The organism is Hoeflea sp. AS60 (genome assembly GCF_038900115.1).
Lineage (GTDB): Bacteria > Pseudomonadota > Alphaproteobacteria > Rhizobiales > Rhizobiaceae > Hoeflea.
The window spans coordinates 781,838-803,102 of record NZ_JBBMQP010000002.1; the positions used below are offsets into that span (position 1 = coordinate 781,838).

13 protein-coding genes are annotated in these 21,265 nt (G+C 59.8%); 9 read left to right on the forward strand and 4 right to left on the reverse strand.

Going from position 1 to position 21,265, the window contains the following annotated elements:
* Positions 1–70: 70 nt before the first annotated feature.
* The 4 genes from WNZ14_RS14080 to WNZ14_RS14095 all read left to right on the forward strand — a co-directional run bounded on the left by WNZ14_RS14080 (position 71) and on the right by WNZ14_RS14095 (position 4,802).
* Positions 71–1,651: an ABC transporter ATP-binding protein gene (locus WNZ14_RS14080; protein WP_342869273.1), complete on the forward strand. Its 1,581-nt coding sequence runs from the start codon at positions 71–73 to the stop codon at positions 1,649–1,651.
* The gene (locus WNZ14_RS14085) at positions 1,641–2,735 is read left to right on the forward strand and encodes an ABC transporter permease (protein WP_342869274.1); all 1,095 of its coding nucleotides are present in this window, start codon (positions 1,641–1,643) and stop codon (positions 2,733–2,735) included. The genes WNZ14_RS14080 and WNZ14_RS14085 overlap by 11 nt, the downstream gene beginning before the upstream one ends.
* The gene (locus tag WNZ14_RS14090) at positions 2,735–3,655 is read left to right on the forward strand and encodes an ABC transporter permease (protein ID WP_342869275.1); all 921 of its coding nucleotides are present in this window, start codon (positions 2,735–2,737) and stop codon (positions 3,653–3,655) included. Before WNZ14_RS14085 ends, WNZ14_RS14090 begins: the two co-directional genes overlap by 1 nt.
* Before the next feature lie 76 nt (positions 3,656–3,731).
* Positions 3,732–4,802: a BMP family ABC transporter substrate-binding protein gene (locus tag WNZ14_RS14095; RefSeq protein ID WP_342869276.1), complete on the forward strand. Its 1,071-nt coding sequence runs from the start codon at positions 3,732–3,734 to the stop codon at positions 4,800–4,802.
* A gap of 86 nt (positions 4,803–4,888) precedes the next feature.
* On the opposite strand, the gene WNZ14_RS14100 is transcribed toward WNZ14_RS14095, so the two are convergent.
* Together WNZ14_RS14100 and WNZ14_RS14105 are read right to left on the reverse strand one after the other, a co-directional pair.
* Entirely contained in the window at positions 4,889–5,947 is a 1,059-nt protein-coding gene (locus WNZ14_RS14100; protein WP_342869277.1) for an acyltransferase, read from the reverse strand.
* 166 nt (positions 5,948–6,113) lie between these two features.
* Entirely contained in the window at positions 6,114–7,502 is a 1,389-nt protein-coding gene (locus tag WNZ14_RS14105; protein WP_342869278.1) for an aspartate aminotransferase family protein, read from the reverse strand.
* Between the two features lie 199 nt (positions 7,503–7,701).
* Between WNZ14_RS14105 and WNZ14_RS14110 the strand changes: the two genes are divergently transcribed.
* Together WNZ14_RS14110 and hemA are read left to right on the forward strand one after the other, a co-directional pair.
* Positions 7,702–9,132, forward strand: a complete 1,431-nt coding sequence (locus WNZ14_RS14110) for a glutamine synthetase family protein (RefSeq protein ID WP_342869279.1) — start codon at positions 7,702–7,704, stop codon at positions 9,130–9,132.
* A 199-nt stretch (positions 9,133–9,331) separates the two neighbouring features.
* Positions 9,332–10,549, forward strand: coding sequence for a 5-aminolevulinate synthase (gene hemA, locus WNZ14_RS14115; protein WP_342869280.1), 1,218 nt, complete (start codon positions 9,332–9,334; stop codon positions 10,547–10,549).
* 146 nt (positions 10,550–10,695) lie between these two features.
* Here hemA and WNZ14_RS14120 read toward each other — a convergent pair whose 3' ends face one another.
* On the reverse strand, positions 10,696–11,055 hold the full coding sequence (locus WNZ14_RS14120) for a metalloregulator ArsR/SmtB family transcription factor (RefSeq protein WP_342869281.1): 360 nt from the start codon (positions 11,053–11,055) through the stop codon (positions 10,696–10,698).
* Positions 11,056–11,431: 376 nt separating this feature from the next.
* Here WNZ14_RS14120 and WNZ14_RS14125 point away from each other — a divergent pair, with 376 nt between their 5' ends.
* Both WNZ14_RS14125 and pbpC read left to right on the forward strand, forming a co-directional pair.
* Positions 11,432–16,885: an alpha-2-macroglobulin family protein gene (locus WNZ14_RS14125; protein ID WP_342869282.1), complete on the forward strand. Its 5,454-nt coding sequence runs from the start codon at positions 11,432–11,434 to the stop codon at positions 16,883–16,885.
* Positions 16,885–18,993: a penicillin-binding protein 1C gene (gene pbpC, locus WNZ14_RS14130; protein WP_342870237.1), complete on the forward strand. Its 2,109-nt coding sequence runs from the start codon at positions 16,885–16,887 to the stop codon at positions 18,991–18,993. The genes WNZ14_RS14125 and pbpC overlap by 1 nt, the downstream gene beginning before the upstream one ends.
* 30 nt (positions 18,994–19,023) lie before the next feature.
* Here pbpC and WNZ14_RS14135 read toward each other — a convergent pair whose 3' ends face one another.
* Positions 19,024–19,959, reverse strand: a complete 936-nt coding sequence (locus WNZ14_RS14135; RefSeq protein ID WP_342869283.1) for a LysR family transcriptional regulator — start codon at positions 19,957–19,959, stop codon at positions 19,024–19,026.
* Between the two features lie 164 nt (positions 19,960–20,123).
* Between WNZ14_RS14135 and chvE the strand changes: the two genes are divergently transcribed.
* Positions 20,124–21,188, forward strand: coding sequence for a multiple monosaccharide ABC transporter substrate-binding protein (gene chvE / locus WNZ14_RS14140; protein WP_342869284.1), 1,065 nt, complete (start codon positions 20,124–20,126; stop codon positions 21,186–21,188).
* The last annotated feature ends 77 nt before the right edge of the window (positions 21,189–21,265 follow it).

The following is a 21,265-nucleotide window of genomic DNA, read 5'->3' on the forward strand; positions in this document are numbered from 1 at the left end:
GTTTCTTGTGCTTCCGGATGAAACGCCTCAAAAGTAGGCGGTTCCGAAGCTGCGGAGTTCAGGGGGTAACGTGCAAGACCAGCAAACCGAAACGCCGCTTTTGGAAACAAGAGGGCTGACAAAGATATTCGGAAGCTTGAGGGCCTGCGACGGTATTGACCTCGCAATCGCGCCTGGCGAAATCCATGCGCTTCTCGGCGAAAATGGTGCCGGCAAGTCTACCCTGGTCAAAATGCTGTTCGGCGTGCTGGATCCGAGCGCAGGCGAAATCCTGTGGAAAGGCAAAGCGGTCAGGATCGGAAGCCCGGGAGAGGCCCGCGCCACCGGCGTTGGCATGGTTTTCCAGCATTTTTCTCTGTTCGAAGCCCTCACCGTTGCCGAGAACATCGCGCTGGCACTTGACGGCAACGTTGCCATTGACCGGATTTCAGAAGAAGCACGGCGTCTTTCCCTTGAATATGGATTGCCGCTCGACCCATCCGCCCATGTCGCTGATCTCTCCGTTGGCGAACGCCAGCGCATCGAGATCGTCCGGTCGCTGCTGCAGAACCCCGAATTGATCATCCTCGACGAGCCGACCTCGGTGCTCACACCGCAGGAAGCCGACAAGCTGTTTGAAACCCTTGCCAAGCTGAAAGCAGAAGGACGGTCGGTTCTCTACATTTCCCACCGTCTTGAAGAGGTTCAACGGATTTGCGACCGCGCGACCGTTCTGCGTCATGGCAAGGTCACCGGCGCCTGTGATCCACGCCAGGAAACGCCGTCTTCGCTGGCCCGTATGATGGTCGGTGGTGAAGTTGCGGAAATTTCTGGCGCTGGGCTCGGAGAACCTGGCGAGGTGCTGGTGGATGTTCGCAAGCTCTCGGCACCGGCACGCACGCCGTTTGCAGTTGCACTGCGCGATGTCGAACTGACGGTTCGGGCGGGTGAAGTGATTGCCATTGCCGGTGTCGCAGGCAACGGCCAGAGCGAACTCTTTGATGTTCTTTCGGGCGAGGTAACGGTTTCCGATGCGGACTCACTTCGCATCGCGGATGTTGCTGCGGGCCGCCTGGGCATCACTGAGCGGCGGCTTATGGGATGCAGTTTCGTTCCGGAAGAGCGCCATGGCCACGCTGCCGTGCCAAACATGAACCTGAGTGGCAATCTGGTGCTTTCGCGCTACGCTTCGGACCGCAAGGCGTTCCTCACGGGCGGCTGGCTCGATCTGATCAATCTGGGCCCTGTGGCCGCTGCTACCAAGCGTATTTCAGCTGCTATGGACGTGCGAAAATCGCTGGAAGATCCTCCCGCGGGATCACTTTCAGGCGGCAATTTGCAGAAATTCATCGTCGGCCGCGAGCTTGACCGTCAACCACGTGTGCTGGTCGTCAACCAGCCGACGTGGGGCGTGGACGCGGGTGCGGCCAGCCGCATTCGACAGGCGTTGGTGGATCTGGCCAAGAGTGGCTCGGCAGTCATCGTTATAAGCCAGGATCTGGATGAGGTGTTCGAGATTGCCAGCAGCATCTCGGTGATCAACGAGGGTCAGCTCTCGAAGCCTGAACCGGCATCGAGCATGACACGTGAACGGATTGGACTGTTGATGGGCGGTTTTCACGACGGCACCCCGCTCGGCAATTCAGCGCCAGAGGCAAGCCATGCACATTGAATTGCAGAAACGGCCTGTCCCGTCGCGGCTGTTTGCCGTGCTCTCACCCTTTATCGCGCTCGGCCTGACGTTGATTGCCGGCGCCATCATGTTCATGGCGCTTGGCAAGAACCCGTTTGATGCGCTTTACAGCTTTTTCATCGAACCGCTGACGGAAGTCTGGTCGATCCACGAACTGACCGTGAAGGCTGCGCCGCTGATCCTGATCGCGGTCGGTCTCTCGGTCTGCTACCGGTCAAACAACTGGAACATTGGCGCTGAGGGCCAGTTCATTATGGGCGGCATTCTTGGTTCGCTCGTGCCTATCATGCTGCCCGGGTTCCAGACCTGGCTGACGCTGCCGCTGATGCTGTTACTTGGCATGGCAGGCGGAGCTGCATGGGGAGCGATTCCGGCCTTTCTCAAGACCCGTTTCAACACCAACGAAATCCTCACCAGCCTGATGCTGGTTTACACTGCGCAACTGTTTCTCGACTGGCTGGCGCGCGGCGTGCTGAGGGATCCGAACGGCAACAATTTCCCCGGTTCAGTCCGGTTCCCGGCAGCAGCGCAACTGCCTGAAATCATGCCATCGCAGGGCAGTGCGCATTACGGGATTGTGCTTGCGCTCATTGCCGCGGTCATTGTCTGGTTCATGCTCAGTTTTACCCTCAACGGCTTTCAGGTGAGGGTGCTGGGCGCCAATCCGCGGGCCGGACGATTTGCCGGGTTTTCACAAACAAGAATGACCTATCTGGCCTTCCTGATTTCGGGCGGACTGGCAGGTCTTGCGGGTATCAGCGAGGTGTCGGGCGCCATCGGGCAGCTGCGTGAAACAATTTCGCCTGGCTACGGATTTACTGCCATTATCGTCGCGTTTCTGGGGCGCCTCAGTCCACTTGGGGCGATAGCTGCGGGCTTCATGCTGGCGCTGACCTATCTGGGCGGCGAGGCGGCACAGATGACGCTCGGCATCTCCGACAAGGTAGGCCGGGTGTTCCAGGGGCTGCTGCTGTTTTTCGTGCTCGGCTGCGACACGCTGATCAACTATCAGGTGCGGCTGGTGCTGCGCAAAGCGGCCCCGGCGGCCGGAGGCCAGAGCTGATGGACATTGCCCAGAATATTCTTCTGACGATCATGACAGCGGCAACGCCCTTGCTGATTGCAGCCATCGGAGAGCTGGTGGTCGAGCGCTCCGGGGTGCTCAACCTGGGTGTCGAGGGCATGATGGTGATCGGCGCAGTCTGCGGATTTGCGGCGACGATCCTGACCGGCTCACCCTGGATCGGCATGCTGGCGGCCGTTGCCGCAGGAGCGGTGTTCTCGTTGCTGTTTGGCGTGCTGACCTTGTCTCTGGCCGCCAACCAGGTTGCCACCGGCCTTTCGCTGACACTGCTCGGGCTTGGCCTTTCGGGTATGATCGGCGAAAGCTTCGTGGGTACAGCCGGCATCAAGCTTGCCAGCGTCAATATTCCCGGGCTCACCGAGATCCCCCTGATCGGACGGCTTGTTTTCGGTCAGGATCCGATTTTCTACATATCGCTGATCCTGACCGGGGGCGTCGCCTGGTTTTTGTTCCGCACCCGCGCCGGGCTGACGCTTCGCGCCATCGGCGACAATCATGCCTCGGCCCACGCGCTCGGCATCAATGTGCTCAAGATCCGCTATCTGGCAGTGATTTTTGGCGGCGCCTGCGCCGGCCTTGCCGGTGCGCATCTTTCGCTGGTCTACACGCCGCAATGGGTTGAAAACATGACTGCCGGGCGGGGCTGGATCGCGCTGGCTCTGGTGGTGTTCGCATCCTGGCGGCCATGGCGGGTGCTTGGCGGCGCTTACCTGTTCGGCGCGGTGTCGATCGGACAATTGCATGCCCAGGCGCTTGGCTTTGGTATTCCGTCACAATTTCTTTCAGCCTTGCCTTATGTGGCCACTATCGTGGTCCTGGTCATCATTTCGCGCGACCGGCGCTTGACACTGATGAACACTCCGGCTTCGCTGGGACAACCCTTTGTGCCTGATCGGTAAGACCCGACCCTCCAGGCGCGAGACAACAAACCATTCCATCCGGCGAAGCTGGAGGAGCAACAGAGAGGTGAACTACATGAAAAAGATTGTTTTTGCGCTGGCAGCTACGCTTGCGGTGACTGCGGTCACGAGCGCACTGGCTGAAGACAAGTACAAGGCCTGCTTCATCTATGTCGGTTCGAAAACCGATGGCGGCTGGACCCAGGCGCATGAAGTCGGTCGCGAATACGCCCAGGAGAAGCTTGGCGACAAGGTCGAGACCGTTGCACTGGAAAATGTTCCGGAAGGTCCAGATGCCGAACGCGCCATCGAGCGTTTCGCCCGTTCGGGCTGCGGCATCATCTTCACCACCTCGTTCGGCTTCATGGATCCGACGCTGGCGGTTGCTGCCAAGTTCCCGGATGTGAAATTCGAACATGCAACGGGCTACAAGACCGCACCGAACGTCACTACCTACAACTCGCGCTTCTATGAAGGCCGCTACATCATCGGCCAGATCGCAGGCAAGATGTCCAAGACCGGCGTTGCCGGTTACATCGCCTCGTTCCCGATTCCTGAAGTGGTGATGGGGATTAACGGCTTCCTCACAGGCGCGCGTTCGGTCAATCCCGACTTCAAGCTCAAGGTCGTTTGGGTCAACAGCTGGTTTGATGCCGGCAAGGAAGCCGATGCTGCCAAGGCGCTGATCGACCAGGGCGTCGACATCATCACCCAGCACACGGACTCCACCGGTCCGATGCAGGTTGCAGAAGAACGCGGCATCAAGGCATTCGGACAGGCTTTCGATCAGATCACGTCCGGCCCAACCGCACAGCTGACCGCTATCGAAGATACATGGGGTCCATACTACGAAAAGCAGATCCAGAAAGCGATGGACGGCACCTGGAAGGGTGGCGAGTCCACCTGGGATGGCCTCAAGGACGGCATTCTGTCGATGGCGGACTATACCAACATGCCTGATGATGTGAAGGCGATGGCCGAAAAGACAGAAGCTGCCATCATCGATGGTTCGCTGCATCCCTTCACCGGCCCGATCAACAAGCAGGACGGCACTGTCTGGCTGAAAGACGGCGAAGTCTCTGATGACGGCACACTGCTCGGCATGAACTTCTACGTCGAAGGTGTGGACGACAAGCTGCCACAATAAGCTGGTCTCAGCAGACAATCGGCACTCATGAGTGGGGGCGGCTACATAGGCCGCCCCTTCTTGTTATTCCCCGCGTCTTATCGCCATTATTCGGCTGGCGCGGGGTATCGCGAGAAGGTTCGCGGCAGGAACCGGGCTGCGGGAGAAAACAGCGCGCGGATGACCGCCCGTCCGGCCGGTTCGATCCGGGCAAAGATCCACCAGCTCACAGCGAGCGACAGGGCCAGGGCGAGAGCGACGGCACTCCATTTGCCAATTGTCGGCGCGGTGGCGTTGATCACAATGTAGCCGGCGTTCTGATGGATCAGATAGAACGGATAGCTGATGCCGCCGAGCATCAACATCCAACGGCCAGCCTTGATGTGGGGACCAAGGACAGCGGCCAGCAGAAACGCGGCGATGATGCCTGCATTTGCAGTCGCAACAATCTGGGCACTGGACGCTTCGCCCAATCGGGCGATGACTTCCAGCCGCTGCACTTCGGCGGCATGGAAGGTCATGATCAGGGCCAGGCCTGCGACAAGAAGACGTAAACCGCTGCGACCCAGCGACGTGATCCGCCAGACCATAACGCCAAGCGCGAAATAACTGCCATACTCGGTCAGGAACAGAAGTTCGACCGGGCGGGATCCCAGCATGGTGTTGTTGACCATGACCAGCACCATCCAGATTGCCACGACAGAATCCGTGTGGCGGGGCAGGACGCCCGAAAGCAGACCGATCGCCACCCACCCGTAGAAAATGATCTCGATGACAATCGACCAGTACGCTCCATCCATGAAGGATGCACCAAACATCGGCGCCAGCATGGTGAGGTTTGCCAACCACTGGAAAACACTGGTGGTAAACGGGGGCTGCGCCCACCATGCCATTACCAGGAAGGTGATTGTCATGGCAACGAGATGGGCGGGATAGAGCCGCGCCAAGCGACTGACTGAAAAGCCATACCAGTCGCGACCGCTGGCCGACCAGATGATGACGAAGCCGGATATCATGAAGAACAGATTGACGCCAAGATAGCCTAGCGAAACGGAGACACCCGCAGCACCGAAGGTGTGATCGAGATAACCGCCCTCCTGGGCGCCGCGATAAAGGAAATGATAGATCGCAACCGTCATTGCGGCAGCAAAACGCAGCAGATCCATTAATCCGTTCCGGTGGTCAGCGCTTTCGCCTGACCGGGGTAATGATTGACAGTCGCGCATTGAGATCTCCTTCTCAGGTAAGGAGATCATAGCGCAAACCAAAACGCCGGGTTTGATAACCCGGCGTTAAGCTTAAGCGTAAAGGTTAAGTTCGATCGACCGTGGCTCAGGCAAGCCCCTGCTTGCGGACATCGTCCCAGGCCTCATCAAGGGTCTTTTTGGCCGAAGCGATCAGCGTATCAACCTCTTCCTCGGTGATGCTCAGCGGCGGCGAGATGATCAGCGAATCGCCTACCGCGCGCATCACCAGACCGTTGGCGAAGGAATGGTCACGGGTGAGAGTGCCGACCTTGCCGACATTGTCGAAACGCTTCTTCAGGTCGTTCTCATTAGGCACCAGTTCAAGCGCACCAAACATGCCAACTCCGCGGGCCTGGCCAACGAGCGGGTGCTCTTCCAGCGCTTTCCAGCGTTGCTGGAAATAGGGGCCAATATGGTCGCGGACCCGCTCGACCAGGCCTTCGCGCTTGATGATGTTGATATTGGTGATGGCAGCCGCGCAGCAGGCGGGGTGGCCGGCATAGGTGTAGCCGTGGAAGAATTCGACGCCGTCGCGATGCAGGACTTCGGCAATCTCATCGGAAACCAATACGCCGCCCATCGGCAGATAACCCGAAGTCAGGCCCTTGGCGATGGTCATCAGGTCGGGTTTCATGTCGTAGTAGCCCGAGCCGAACCACTCGCCGGTGCGGCCGAAGCCGCAAATGACCTCGTCGGATATGAACAGGATGTCACGGCTTTCGAGGATGCGCTTGACCTCTGGCCAGTAGGTTGCCGGTGGAACAATGACGCCGCCGGCGCCCTGGATCGGCTCGGCGATGAAGGCGGCTACATTTTCTTCGCCGATTTCCTCAATTGCGCGCTCGAGTTCGCGCGCCGCCCAAAGGCCGAACTCGTCCTCGGTCATGTCGGTCATCATGCCTTCGCCGAACCAGTAGGGCTGGGCAATGTGGTGGATGTCGGGGATCGGAAGGCCGCCCTGGCTGTGCATGGCGCCCATGCCGCCCAGCGAGGCACCGGCCATGGTGGAGCCGTGATAGGCATTCTTGCGGCTGATCACCACCTTCTTGGTTGGCTGGCCTTTCAACGCCCAATAAGTGCGCACCAGGCGCAAATTCGTGTCGTTGGCCTCCGATCCGGACCCACTGTAAAGAACCATGTTGATGTGTTCGGGCGCGATACCGGCCAGCATTTCCGACAGTTCGATCACAGGCGGATGCGTGGTCTTGAAGAAGGTGTTGTAATAGGACAGATCGCTCATCTGCGCGCGCACGGCCTCAACGATCTCCTGACGGCCATGACCGACATTGACGCACCACAATCCAGCCATGCCGTCCATGATGCGGTTGCCGTCCGTGTCCCAGAGCCAGACACCGTCAGCGCGGGAAATGACGCGTCTCTCGTCAATGCCCAGGGCGCCATGATCTGTAAACGGATGAAGGTGGTGTTTGTGATCTGAGACCTTGAGATCGTGGGAAGACACATTGACGAGCATTAAACTATTCCTGATTGTTTTTTCAGACAGGCCGCGATGAAATCGGTTTGACCTTTAACTGAGTGTGTGCACAAAATTTCCGGGCGGACAAGCTTCGCACTATCGGGTCAATGCATGTCGCACTCAAATGTTTTCATTCCAGCGATAATGTATATGCATTGATTCAAAGCGTTGCATCATCGTTTGCGCATTATCAGATATGCGTGACTTTAAAGCGCGGCAACTGAAAGTCCTGAAGGGGCATGGTGACATTATGCGCGAGAGCGCCACTACGGAAAACCAAGACAAGAACGTTCCCACCAACGAAGAAGCTGAACGCTTCCTGGCCGAAAATCCGGATATTGAATCTGTCGATTTCCTGATCCCCGACATCAATGGGGTGATGCGTGGCAAATGGGGGCCAACCGAAGCCCTTGGGAAGTCATGCTATCCCGGCATCAACATGCCGCTGTCGATTTTTGGGCTCGACATCTGGGGCCGGGAGGTCGAATCAACCGGCATCCACATTGAGACCGGCGATCTTGACGGCTACTGCCGGGCTATTCCGGGACGAATCAACCGGGCTCCCTGGGCGCCGCGACCATCGGCGCAGGTGCTGATGTCGATGTACACAGAAGCCGGCGAGCCGTGCGTCTACGATCCGCGAAATGTGCTGCAGAGGCTGATGGACCGGTTCGAGGCCAAGGGCCTGCGGCCGGTGACGGCGTTTGAGCTTGAATTCTATCTCGTCGATCCGAATGTGTTCCAGCGCTCCGGTCGGATGGGCAAGGACCTTGGTCCAGGACCTGAGCAGCAGCAGATGTATTCTCTGTCTGAACTGCGCGGTCAAAGTGAGCTGTTTGCTGAGATTCGCGCTGCGGCGATTGCGCAAGGGCTTCCGATTGACACCATCATCAAGGAAGCCGCTCCAGGCCAGTTCGAGGTCAACCTCAAGCACCGCGACGATGCGATGGCTGCAGCCGACGATACGGTGCTGCTGCGCAGGCTGATCACGGAATCGGCGCACAAGCACGGGCTGCGCGCCACCTTTATGGCCAAGCCGTTCCTGGAGTGGCCAGGCAACGGCATGCATGTCCACGCCAGCATTCTCGACACTGACGGCAACAACATTTTCGCAGGCGAGGCGGGTGACCTGAGGCTACAGCATGCTGCTGCAGGGCTGCTTGCAACGCTCAAGGATACATTGCTGCTCTATATTCCCGGATTCAACGGCTATCGGCGCCTGCAGCCGGGCTCCTATGCACCGACACGTATTGCCTGGGGCCGCAACAACCGTTCCGTGGTGGTTCGGGTGCCGGCATCAGATGACAAGGCGCGGCGGCTTGAACACCGCATGTCCGGCGCCGACGCCAATCCCTATTTCGTTCTCGCCGGCGTTCTGGGCGGAATGCTCGAGGGTCTCGAGAACGCCAAACTGCCGCCGCCACCGGTGGAGGGAAACGCCTACAATGTGCCGCTGCCGCAATTGTCCGACGACATGGATGATGCGATTGAGGACTTTGAACGGTCGGATTTCATCCGCCGTCTGTTCGGCCCCGAACTGCGCAAGATCTTTGCTGAAATCAAGCGAGAGGAGCTCAAGGCGTTTGACAATGAAATCACGCCACTGGAGCGTTCGACCTATCTGTAAGGCGAAACGGGTGGGGTTTGGGGTTGTTAATTGTTCGTTCAGCATAAATACGTGTGATAAGAACGGCACGATTTGACATAGGACAAGGAAACGTCCCGGCGGGGTGTGCGACCATATGCCTGTTTTCCCGAATCCGTTTTTCTGGTTGACGGATGGGGTGATGTTTCGCATGTTGGAAGTGACACATAGGACTAATGCAATGGATTTTGAAGCGTTCTTCGAGGAAAAGCTTGGTGGCCTGCACAAGGCGGGCAATTACCGGGTGTTTGCCGATATCGAGCGTCATGCAGGCGGGTTTCCGCGGGCCACGCGGTACCGGGCTGACGGATCAACGCAGGACGTAACTGTCTGGTGCTCCAATGACTATCTGGGCATGGGGCAAAGTCCGCTGGTTACCAACACCATGAAAGAAGCCATTGATCGCTGTGGAGCGGGCGCTGGCGGGACCCGCAATATTTCCGGTACGAATCACTACCATGTGCTTCTGGAAGAAGAACTGGCCGACTTGCACGGCAAGGAAGACGCTCTGATTTTCACATCAGGCTATGTCTCCAACTGGGCGGCGCTCGGCACATTGGCCGGAAAAATACCTGGCCTGATCGTCTATTCCGACGCGCTCAACCACGCTTCCATGATCGAGGGAATTCGTCATTCGCGCTGCGAAAAGCGGGTTTTCAAGCACAATGACCCGGAAGATCTGCGTCGCCTGATGGCGCTGGACGATCCCGCGGCACCAAAAATGGTGGCGTTCGAAAGCGTCTATTCGATGGACGGCGATGTCTCGCCGGTTGCTGCAATCTGCGATGTGGCCGACGAATTCGGCGCAATGACCTATCTCGACGAAGTTCATGCTGTTGGCATGTACGGACCACGTGGCGGCGGCATCGCCGAGCGCGAAGGCATCATGCATCGCCTGACGGTGATCGAAGGTACACTGGGCAAGGCGTTTGGCGTGATGGGCGGTTACATCACCGGAACGCGTGCGCTGTGCGATTTCGTTCGCAGCTTCGCATCTGGCTTCATCTTCACCACGGCTTTGCCACCATCGCTTGCCGCAGGTGCTGCCGCTTCGATCCGTCACCTGAAGGCGAGCCAGCTGGAGCGCCGGCGTCATCAGGATGCGGTTGCCAAGGTCCGCCGGGCACTGGATTCCCATGGCATTCCGCACATGGAAAACCCGAGCCATATCGTACCGGTGATGGTTGGCAACGCGTCCAAGTGCAAATGGATTTCCGACGTGCTCATGGACAGCCACGGTATCTACGTGCAGCCGATCAATTACCCCACCGTGCCGGTCAAGACCGAGCGTCTGCGGATCACGCCGACCCCGTTGCACACGGACGCTGACATTCAGCATCTCGCGGGTGCGCTGAGCGAGTTGTGGTCGCAATGCGCCCTGGCGCGGGCTGTTGCCTAAGATTTCGGTCTTAATGCGGGCCGTAGCCGGCTGCATTTGAGGTCGACGAACCAAAAAGAGCCTGATCATCCATCGTGATCAGGCTCTTTTCGTTTAAACTGGTAATGATTGTCGGCCGCGCGCAAATATCCGGCAGGTGGGTGGGGTCAGTCGGCCTTGTCGGCCTCGCCACGCACCGGAGCGCAGAACAGCGAATACAGCGTGCCGATCACCGACGATACTTCCTTGTTGAGGATCGAGTAATAGATCATACGGCCTTCGCGCCTCGTGTCCACGAGGCCATCAAGACGAAGCCGGGCCAATTGCTGCGACACTGCAGCCTGCGGCATGGCGAGTATTTCCTCAAGTTCTGAAACGGACTTCTCGCCTTCGGAAAGTATACACAGGATCATCAAACGCGTCTCGTGGCTCAGAGACTTCAAAAGGTCGCTGGCCTTTCGCGCCTGAACAAGCAGGAGGTTCATTTCTTCCTGGTTCATGTCAGTCTTGATGTGAGGCAAGGTCATATTGGTGCGAGCTCGTTGAATAACAACCATTGTACAGTGCATATGCCGTCTGGAAAAGGGCGACGCCGACCACTGGATAAAATTCTCGCGCCAACCGTACGACGGTCTCAATGCGCGACAGATCCAAATCCCCATTGTGCCTGTTCTTCCTAGCTTACTTGCGCGGTGCATTGCAACAATCTGGGCAGATTTCCGTCTGCTGCGTGGGTCCGATCCTTCAATTCCTGTACCGTGGCTGGAAATTCCTTGCCCGGGACCATGCTCAGGTCCTAATCTGAGGCAGAAGATCCGTGGCGTCAGAATGCTCATTGCGACCGAATGGCGCGCATTCGGATATTTCACATTTGCCCGTATGGCTTCGGGCGCGGGAGGTTCCATGCTTGCACTCAACCGCATTCTTGTCTTTGTCGCTCTCGTCTTCCTGTCGGCGTCATCAATGGCGCAAGAGGGATCCCGACGCATAGAGACAACGGATAATGCCGACTATTTCGGATTTGATCTCAGAACAGTTCAGAACATCGCGCTGGACGAGTGCAAGGCCGAGTGTCTGGGTGATCGGCAGTGCCGGGCATTCACCTACAACGTCAAAGCCGGCTGGTGCTTTCTCAAGTCAGACTACAACACCATAAACCCCTTTGCCGGAGCGGTCGCGGGCAGGGTGGTTGCTGACGGGGAACCGGATATCGGAGCAGCGCCGGATCTCGCCTTTGTACCAGCGTCGCTGCTTGACGAGGCCCGCACCTACCGCGAACGCACGCTCGCTCGCTACGCCAGCGGCGCCAGCGCCGGCGTGACCAATTTGACGCGGATTGCCGAGGCTTCGATTGCTTCCGGCGACAGGGAAGGTGCGGTCCGCAATTTCGCCATCGCGGCTGCAGCGGCCCCCGAACGCAGTGACCTGTGGGCAGAATTGTCACGGGCAGCACTCAATTACACGCCGCAGGATGCAAACCTGCGACGCAGCCTGCTCTCTGTTTCGGTTTCTTCGGCGATCAACGCCTACAAAGCATCCCGGACCGTTTCAGCGCGCGCGGATTCGCTTGCTGTGCTGGCCGAGGCGCTCACAGGCGTGCAAAACTGGCGTCCAGCCCTTTCGGCCTACCGTGCAAGCCTTGAACTCCGGGAAGTTCCTGCACTTCGCGCGGCATATTCGGATCTCCGGGAGACACGCGGTTTTCGCGTTGTCGACAATACGGTCGACGCGGACAGCGAAACACCGCGGGTTTGCGTCCAGTTTTCCGAAGATCTTGTCAAAGGTCAGGACTATTCCGGATTTGTGAGCATTGATGGCGCAAATGATGTCGCCATTGACACCGATACCCGGCAGATCTGTGCCAACGGGCTTGAGCATGGCCAGCGCTACCGGCTGGTGTTGCGTCCGGGGTTGCCATCATCGGTCGGCGAAGTACTGGAAGCTCCGGTGGAGCTCTCGCTCTATGTCCGCGATCGGGCTCCATCGGCTCGTTTCACCGGCTCGAATTTCGTGCTTCCGGCTAAGTCCCGGCTTGGAATACCGCTCATCACCATCAACGCGCCGTCAGCAGAGCTGAAACTGTTCCGCGTTGGCGATCGGGCGCTTTCCAGGCTCATCACCAATTCGGACTTTCTCAGGCAGCTCGACAGTTATTCGATCGAATCGATCGTGGAGGATCTCGGCACCTCGGTCTGGGAGGGTGCGATCGACATTGACGGCGAACCGAACCGCGACGTTACAACCAGCATTCCGATTGACACGTTGCTGCCCGAACGCCAACCCGGCGTCTATGTACTGACGGCCACGCCACTGGGCGACAAGAGCGAAAGCTGGGATTCACGCGCCACGCAGTGGTTTGTGGTCTCCGATATCGGGATGAGCACCTTTTCAGGCGATGACGGGCTGTCCGTGTTCCTGCGCTCGCTCGATTCTGCAAAACCGCTCGGCTCTGTCGCACTGACGCTGCTTGCCCGCAACAACGAGGTGCTGGGCGAAGCTGTCACCGACGCAGATGGCCGTGCCACATTTCAGGCGGGTCTCATTCGCGGACCGGCTGGACTTGCACCTGCGGTCCTTCTTGCCAAGGGGCCTGCGGGCGACTTCGTGTTTCTCGACATGACACGGGGAGGGTTTGATCTGTCTGACCGAGGCGTTGCCGGTCGCGCATCCCCGGGCGGCGTCGATGTGATGGCATGGACCGAGCGCGGTATCTATCGTGCGGGCGAGACGGTTCATTTGTCAGCCCTTGCTCGAGACGACCGGGCTGAAGCCCTCGCAAATCTGCCGCTAACCCTGATCCTGCAGCGACCGGACGGGGTCGAAGACCGGCGCGTCATCTCCGACGGCGCAGCTCTTGGTGGCCATGCGCTGGCGCTGGATCTGCCGGAGAATGCGATGCAGGGTGCCTGGCGCGCGGCATTGCACACGGATCCGAAACGCCCGGCTGTGGCTGAAGTCACGTTTCTGGTCGAGGATTTCCAGCCGGACCGGATCGAGATCGAACTCGACGCCGGCGATGCGGTGGTCAGCGCCGATGAACCCGCTGATATCGCCGTAACAGGTCGCTATCTATATGGCGCGCCGGCTGGCGGGCTTGCGACCGAAGGCGAGATCGTGCTGAGCCGCACCCGCTCACTTGAAGCCTATCCCGGCTTTGAATTTGGTCTCGCCGACGAGGAATTCGAGAATTCCCGCATCACACTTGATGACCTTGCGCCGCTCGACGAGTCCGGTGAATCCGTGGTTGAGATCGATGTCGGGACCTTGCCGGACACAACGCAGTTTCTGACTGCCAATGTCACGATCCGCGCTTCGGAAGGTGGAGGCCGTGCAGTCGAGCGCTCGGTCGATCTCAAGGTTGCGCCGGACGGGCCACGCATCGGCATCAAGCCGCTGTTTGAAGAGCACCAGGTTGCCGAAAGCAGCGAAGCCCGGTTCCAGCTGATCGCTGTGAGTGCCGATGGATCCCGTATTGCCATGCCCGGGACCTCATGGTCGCTGGTCAAGGTTGAACGCAATTACCAGTGGTATCGCCAGGGCAACTCGTGGAACTACGAGGTTGTTGATTTCACCACCGAGATCGCCGATGGCCAGATCGATATCGCAAGCGATGCACCGGCCATAGTGGCCTCCAATGCCGACTGGGGTCGCTACCGTCTCGACGTGACGGATGAGGACGGCACTGAAACCAGCGTGATGTTTGATGCCGGATGGTATGTTGAGGCAAAATCCATCGAAACGCCCGACGGGCTGGAAATCGCGCTCGACAAGGACCAGTACAACGTTGGCGAAACCGCTCATTTGCGGATTTCTCCGCGCTTTGCAGGCGAGGCGCTGATCACGGTCGGCTCGGACCGGCTGATTGAAACCGTGACTGCGACTGTCGGCGCGGATGGTGCCACAATCGATCTGCCGGTGACGGCGGATTGGGGCGCGGGCGCCTATGTGACAGCAACGCTCTACCGGCCCGGCGATGAGCAATCACGGATGCCGATGCGCGCAATCGGGGTGAAATGGCTTTCCGTCGATCCTGGAGCACGGCAATTGTCGGTCGCCCTTGATCTGCCTGACCAGACCACGCCACGCGGCGCATTTGCAGTTCCGGTCACTCTCGCTGGCTTCACGCCTGGGCAGGAGGCGTTCGTCACCGTGTCGGCCGTTGACGTGGGCATCCTCAACCTGACCCGGCACAAGGTTGCGGACCCCGAAACCTGGTATTTCGGACAGCGCGCGCTGGGGCTCGAAATCCGCGATCTTTATGGACGCCTGATTGACGGTTCGGCTGGCGTAACCGGACGGATCCGCACCGGTGGCGATGGCGCGATGATGCGTTCGCAAGGCAGTCCGCCACGCGAAAAGCTGGTCGCGTTCTTCGAAGGTCCGGTCAAGGTCGACGCCAACGGCACAGCGACCGTCACGTTCGACATGCCGCAGTTCAACGGAACGGTTCGGGTCAATGTGGTGGCCTGGAGCGCCGGTGCGCTTGGCCATGCAACCCGGGATGTGATCGTCCGCGATCCGGCGGTCATCACCGCCAGCCTGCCGCAGTTCCTGGCGCCGGGCGACCGGTCGCAGATCATGGTCGAACTCGCCAACACCGATGGACCAGCCGGTGATTATGCAGTGGAACTGTTTACAGCCTCAGGCAAGGTGAAAGGCGGCAACGGACAGCGCCAGACAGTCAATCTGCCAGCAGGTGCGCGCAGCAGCCTGGTGATGCCGCTCGAAGGGCTCGAGAGCGGCACTGATACGCTGACCATCGCGCTCACCGGACCGGACGGGCTTTCGCTCGATCGCGAAGAAATCATTACCGTTCGCCCGGGCGCCATGCCGGTGACAATCAAACGCGTCATCAGCCTTTCTGGCGGCGGCGGAACTTTGCGGATCGATGGAGAATTGCTGGCCGACAGCCTGCTCGACGGAGCTTCTGTCACTGTCGGCATGACCCGCAATGCGGCCTTCGACGTGGCATCGCTTTTGATGGCGCTTGACCGCTATCCCTATGGCTGCGCTGAACAGACCACGAGCCGTGCTCTGCCACTTCTGTATCTGAGCGAGCTTGGCGAAGCCGCGGGTACTGAGGATGCGGCAGCGATCCGCAAACGGATCGAAGATGCGATCACCAGGCTTGTAGCCTATCAGTCATCATCGGGAAGCTTCGGGCTTTGGGGGCCTGGATCTGGCGACCTCTGGCTTGACGCCTATGTCACCGACTTCCTGACCCGCGCCATTGAAAAGGGCTTCTCTGTTCCGCCGGTGGCAAGCAGGTTGGCGCTCGACAATCTGCAGAACACGCTTGCCTACACCACTGACGTGAGTTCAGACGGCAGTCCCATTGCCTATGCACTCTATGTGTTGGCGCGCAACCGCAAGGCTGCGGCGACCGATCTTCGATATTACTCGGACAGCCAGATCGACGCCTTCGAACAGCCACTGGCCCGTGCCCAGATAGGGGCGGCGCTATCGCTCTATGGCGACCCACAGCGCGCGGCGGAGAGCTTTCGCTCGGCCTTTGATCATGCCCTCTCGACCGCAACCCTAATCGGCGGGCGCAACGATTACGGATCAGCCCTGCGCGATGGTGCGGCGATGCTGGCGCTGGCGGCGGAATCGACACCAACGCCGGGCATAGTGCCTGAACTGATCCGCTTTGTCGGAGACGCCAGGACTGCACGGCAATCGACCAGCACCCAGGAAAACGCCTGGATGGTGCTGGCGGCCCGGGCGATCACGGCAGGCAACAGGTCGATCTCGGTCAATGTCAACGGACAGGCCTTCGCGGGGGCCTACCAGACCCGTATGAGCGGTGACGAGATCCGGGACAACCCGCTGACAATCGTCAACCAGGGCGCTGATCCGGTGGATGCCGTGGTGACCACGATTGCGGCGCCTGCCCAACCCTTGAGCGCGGGCGGCAACGGTTTCGCCATCAGCCGCAGCTACTACACGCTCGATGGCCAGCCGGCCACGATTTCCTCGGTGCAACAGAATGAGCGTTTTCTCGTCGTGTTGCAGATGCGGGAAGTCAATGCCTGGCCGTCGCGGGTTGTGGTCACTGACCTGCTGCCTGCAGGGTTTGTCATCGACAATCCGCGGCTTGTCGGCAGCGCCGAGCTGAGCAATTTCCCCTGGTTGGGTGATGTTTCCGCGAGCCACGCGGAGTTCCGCATCGACCGATTCATTGCGGCTTTTGACCGGGGTGGCGGTTCCAACAGGAACTTTGTCGCAGCCTACGTTGTCCGGGCCGTGACTCCGGGTATCTACACCCACCCGGCAGCAGTGGTTGAGGACATGTATCGTCCCGAACTCGCCGCCAGGACGGCAACCGGATTCATGGAGGTGGTTGGCGCGCCATGATGGTTTCGCGCCGCACCCGACTGTGGCGGATGGCTGCCGCCGGTCTGGGCGGGCTTGTCCTGATTGGCGGAGGTGCTCTGTTTGCGCTTGATCGCGCCGACCGAGCCTATCCACCACCGCTCGACGTGGCAGCGGATCTGTCACGCGAAGTGGTCGACCGGAACGGAAACCTGCTGCGTGCCTACACCGCTGAAAGCGGTGTCTGGCGCCTGCCGGTCACGCTTGATGCTGTCGATCCCGACTATATCAACATGCTGATTGCCTATGAGGATCGCCGTTTTCGCAGCCACTCGGGCGTTGACCCACTGGCGATCGGGCGGGCCGCAGTCCAGCTGTTGCTCAATGGCGGACGGATCGTCTCGGGCGCGTCCACGATCACCATGCAGGTGGCACGGCTGATCGAGCCGAGAGCCGAGCGTTCGCTCACGGCCAAGCTGCGGCAGATGCTCCGCGCGCTACAGATCGAGCGGCGGTTGAGCAAAAGCGAGATTCTGTCGCTTTATCTCACGCTTGCACCCTATGGCGGCAATCTCGAGGGTGTCCGCGCTGCGAGCCTTGCCTGGTTCGGGCGCGAGCCCAAAAAACTAACCCTGTCGCAATCCGCACTGCTGGTAGCCCTGCCACAATCACCGGAAGCAAGGCGGCCTGACCGACAACACGCAGAAGCGTTGCAGGCCCGCAACCGCGTGCTCGCCCGTATGGGTGCGGCCGGATTGATCCCCGACAGCGAGATCGCTCGTGCCGCAGCGACAAAGGTTCCCACTCGTCGATTGGGGATGCCTGATCTCGCAGCCCATACCGCAGATCTTGCGATCCGGACGCAACCCGATACGGCCTCCATCAAGCTGACACTCGACGGCGACATCCAGGCTCGGCTCGAAGATCTGGCGATCGAAACTGCTGGCCGTCTCGGCCAGAAACAATCTCTCGCCATGGTGCTTGCGGACGGCAAGACCGGTGAGGTTCTCGCCAGCGTCGGCTCCACCGGACACCTTGATGCGGCGCGCGCCGGTGCCATCGACATGAGCCGCGCCGTGCGCTCACCCGGTTCGGCGCTTAAACCTTTCATCTACGGCCTTGCGTTTGAGGATGCGCTGATCGCGCCCGAAACCCTGATAGATGACACGCCAGCGGATTTTTCGGGCTATCGGCCGCGCAATTTCGATCGCGGCTACATGGGTGAGGTCAGCATTCGCGAGGCGCTTCAATTTTCGCTCAACGTCCCGGCGGTGCGGTTGCTCGAAGCGGTCGGGCCGCAACGGCTGCTGGCGCGGTTGCGGCGCGGCGGAACCCAGCTGGAACTGCCGCCCGGCGGCGCGCCGGGACTGGCAATCGGTCTTGGCGGGGCAGGGGTCAGCCTACGCGGTCTGGTTCAGCTCTATACCGGGTTCGTCAACAACGGGATGGCCAGAGCGCTCAGTGACGGCTCCGAGACCGTGTCCCCAAGACCGCTGGACCAGCCGGTGATGGCGGCAGAGGCAAACTGGCAGGTGGCCGATATTCTGTCCGGTGTGAGCGCGCCGCAGGGCGCGCCGCGGATTGCCATCGCCTACAAGACCGGCACGTCCTATGGCTACCGCGATGCGTGGGCGATCGGGTTTGACGGGCGCCATGTGCTGGGCGTCTGGGTGGGTCGGCCCGATGCGTCGCCGGTTCCCGGACTGTCGGGCATCGAGACTGCGGCGCCGCTTTTGTTCGAGGCTTTTGCGCGGGCAGGACTTGAGCGCGTTGAGTTCCCCGCTGCGCCACCCGGACTGGTGGTGCAGTCCCGAGGCGGCTTGCCGTTTGCGCTTCGAAAATTCAAGGGCCGCGACGCGGTTGCAAGCACGGTCGCCGATGGCAGCCTTCCGCCGCAAATTGTCTATCCGCCTCAGGGTGCGCGCGTTTCGCTCGGCTCGGGTGGCTCCGGTCCGTTGATGCCACTGGTGATCAAGCTGCAAGGCGGAGCAGGGCCCTACCGGCTGATCGCCAATGGTCAGGCCCTGCCGAAACCCACAAGAAGACGGGTGTTGAACTGGGTGCCTGACAGCCCGGGAGCGTCGACATTGACTGTCATGGATGCGGAAGGCCGGGCTGCGAGCGTCAGTGTTTTCATTGATGGCAACTGACCAGAGCCGTTGCTGCCTCGCGGCACTCGCTCAACCGACCGTTTCGTTCATCGCGGCAAAGACCAGTTCGCGCAAACGGGTGGCGACCGCGCTGATGATCACGTTCTTGCGTGAAACAAGATAATAGGGGCTGACGAGGATCTTCTCCTCCGGGCCGACAATGGCCAGGCCGCTGGCCAGGTTGTTGGCGATGAACATGTCCGCCACCGGCCTCGGGATCGGCACGAGAGCTTCTGACGACGCGAGATAGGCAAGCATGACCAGCATCGACGTGGTGTTGACGATATCGCCCGGAAGCTCGACGCCGGCCGAGACGAAGACCGCTTCAACCGCCTGGCGCAGCGGCGTGTGCGGTGCCTGTATGACCCATTCGTAGGCCGCGATACGCTCCAGAGGTGCCGTCTCGTTTTGCGCGAGCGGATGGCCGGCCCGAACCAGGAAGCAGATATCCTCATGGCGGCCGCGGCGCACTTCAAGCAGACGCTTGTCATATTTCGGCGGAATCCGTGAGAGAACGAAGTCATACTCGCCGCGGAACAACCCCTCGACCAGAACGTCGCTCGGTGCGACGTCGATATGAATATCAGCCCCCGTGGCTGTTTTCTTCAACTCCTGGATCGCCGGCACTACGAAGGCCACGGCGCCATCGGTGACAGAGCCGACCCGCGCGGTCCCGGCGAGGCCTTCGCTGACGGATGAAATCTCCCTGAGGGTCTGTTCCAGGCCATTAAGCAAATTGTGGCCATTGCGGATGAGGGTTTCACCAACAGGGGTCGGCGTCATGCCCTTCGGGTGGCGCAAGAAGACCGGCCCGCCGACAACCTGCTCGATGCTTGCGAGCATGCGGGATGCGGCCGGCTGAGACAGAGCCATTTGTTCGGCGGCCAGACCCAGCTGACCGGTTTCGTGGATCGACTGGATCAGCCGAAAGTCCTTGAGCTGCAGGTTGCGCGATATGGGTGCCATTTTCGTCTTATCAATTTTGGTATGCAGAATGTCAATCTATTCATTTGAAAAGCATGATGCAAACTCAGTACGTTAGCGTGGGTTCAAATGGATCCTTATGGCTGGCAGGGTTTGACTTCTGAGGAGGGGTCTGCCGCTGCATGGCCCTGTCTCGGGAGGACTTTATGAGAAAGCTTACATCAATTTTGTCGGCAGTTGCGCTCGGCGTCGGTTTGATTTCGACGCCCGTACTGGCCCAGGACAAAGGCACCGTTGGCATCGCAATGCCAACCAAGTCATCGGCTCGCTGGATTTCCGACGGGAATTCGATGGTGGAACAGTTCACCGCCGCCGGTTACGCGACCGATCTGCAGTATGCAGAAGACGATATTCCAAATCAGCTTGCGCAGATCGAGAACATGATCACCAAGGGCGTCAATGTTCTGGTGATTGCGGCGATCGACGGCACTACGCTGTCCAACGCGCTTGAAAATGCTGCCGCGTCCGGCATCAAGGTCATCGCTTACGACCGACTGATCCGTGAAAGCGGTAATGTCGACTACTATGCGACCTTCGACAACTTCAAGGTTGGCGTGCAGCAGGCGAGTTCGCTGGTCGCTGGCCTGAAAGAACGTTTCGGCGACGGCCCCTACAATGTCGAGTTATTCGGCGGTTCGCCGGACGACAACAACGCCTTCTTCTTCTACAACGGCGCGATGAGCGTGCTGCAGCCGCTGATCGATTCCGGCGAGGTTGTCATTGCTTCTGGCCAGATGGGCATGGACAAGGTCGGCACACTTCGCTGGGATGGCGCAGTGGCGCAGGCCCGGATGGACAACCTTCTGTCTGCTCACTACACCGACAAGCAGGTGCAGGGCGTTCTCTCGCCCTATGATGGCCTTTCCATCGGCATCCTGTCGTCGCTCAAGGGCGTCGGATACGGTTCGGGCGATCTGAAGATGCCGATCGTCACCGGACAGGACGCCGAAGTCCAGTCGGTCAAGTCGATCCTGGCGGGCGAGCAGTATTCGACCGTGTTCAAGGACACCCGCGAACTGGCCCGCGTCACCGTCGGTATGGTGGACGCGCTGCTTCAGGGCGGCACTCCGGAGATCAACGATACCAAGACCTATGACAATGGCGTCAAGGTGGTGGAATCCTATCTCCTGGAGCCGGTGTCGGTCGACAAGTCGAACTGGGAAGAGATCCTGATCGGTTCGGGCTACTACACGATGGATCAGATCAAGTAGGCTGACCCAAGCAGCCACAACGCAGTCCGAGCCGCGCTTGCCAAAGTGCGGCTCGGACCCTTTACCCCAGTTCTGTC

What these genes read in the sequence shown, in the direction of transcription:
- WNZ14_RS14090 (WP_342869275.1), top strand. Translation starts at nt 2,735, where the DNA reads ATGGACATTGCCCAGAATATTCTTCTGACGATCATGACAGCGGCAACG.
- WNZ14_RS14085 (WP_342869274.1), top strand. Translation starts at nt 1,641, where the DNA reads ATGCACATTGAATTGCAGAAACGGCCTGTCCCGTCGCGGCTGTTTGCC.
- WNZ14_RS14120 (WP_342869281.1), bottom strand. Translation starts at nt 11,055, where the DNA reads ATGACCTTGCCTCACATCAAGACTGACATGAACCAGGAAGAAATGAAC.
- WNZ14_RS14105 (WP_342869278.1), bottom strand. Translation starts at nt 7,502, where the DNA reads ATGCTCGTCAATGTGTCTTCCCACGATCTCAAGGTCTCAGATCACAAA.
- WNZ14_RS14100 (WP_342869277.1), bottom strand. Translation starts at nt 5,947, where the DNA reads ATGGATCTGCTGCGTTTTGCTGCCGCAATGACGGTTGCGATCTATCAT.
- WNZ14_RS14110 (WP_342869279.1), top strand. Translation starts at nt 7,702, where the DNA reads ATGCGTGACTTTAAAGCGCGGCAACTGAAAGTCCTGAAGGGGCATGGT.
- hemA (WP_342869280.1), top strand. Translation starts at nt 9,332, where the DNA reads ATGGATTTTGAAGCGTTCTTCGAGGAAAAGCTTGGTGGCCTGCACAAG.
- WNZ14_RS14095 (WP_342869276.1), top strand. Translation starts at nt 3,732, where the DNA reads ATGAAAAAGATTGTTTTTGCGCTGGCAGCTACGCTTGCGGTGACTGCG.
- chvE (WP_342869284.1), top strand. Translation starts at nt 20,124, where the DNA reads ATGAGAAAGCTTACATCAATTTTGTCGGCAGTTGCGCTCGGCGTCGGT.
- WNZ14_RS14125 (WP_342869282.1), top strand. Translation starts at nt 11,432, where the DNA reads ATGCTTGCACTCAACCGCATTCTTGTCTTTGTCGCTCTCGTCTTCCTG.
- WNZ14_RS14135 (WP_342869283.1), bottom strand. Translation starts at nt 19,959, where the DNA reads ATGGCACCCATATCGCGCAACCTGCAGCTCAAGGACTTTCGGCTGATC.
- pbpC (WP_342870237.1), top strand. Translation starts at nt 16,885, where the DNA reads ATGGTTTCGCGCCGCACCCGACTGTGGCGGATGGCTGCCGCCGGTCTG.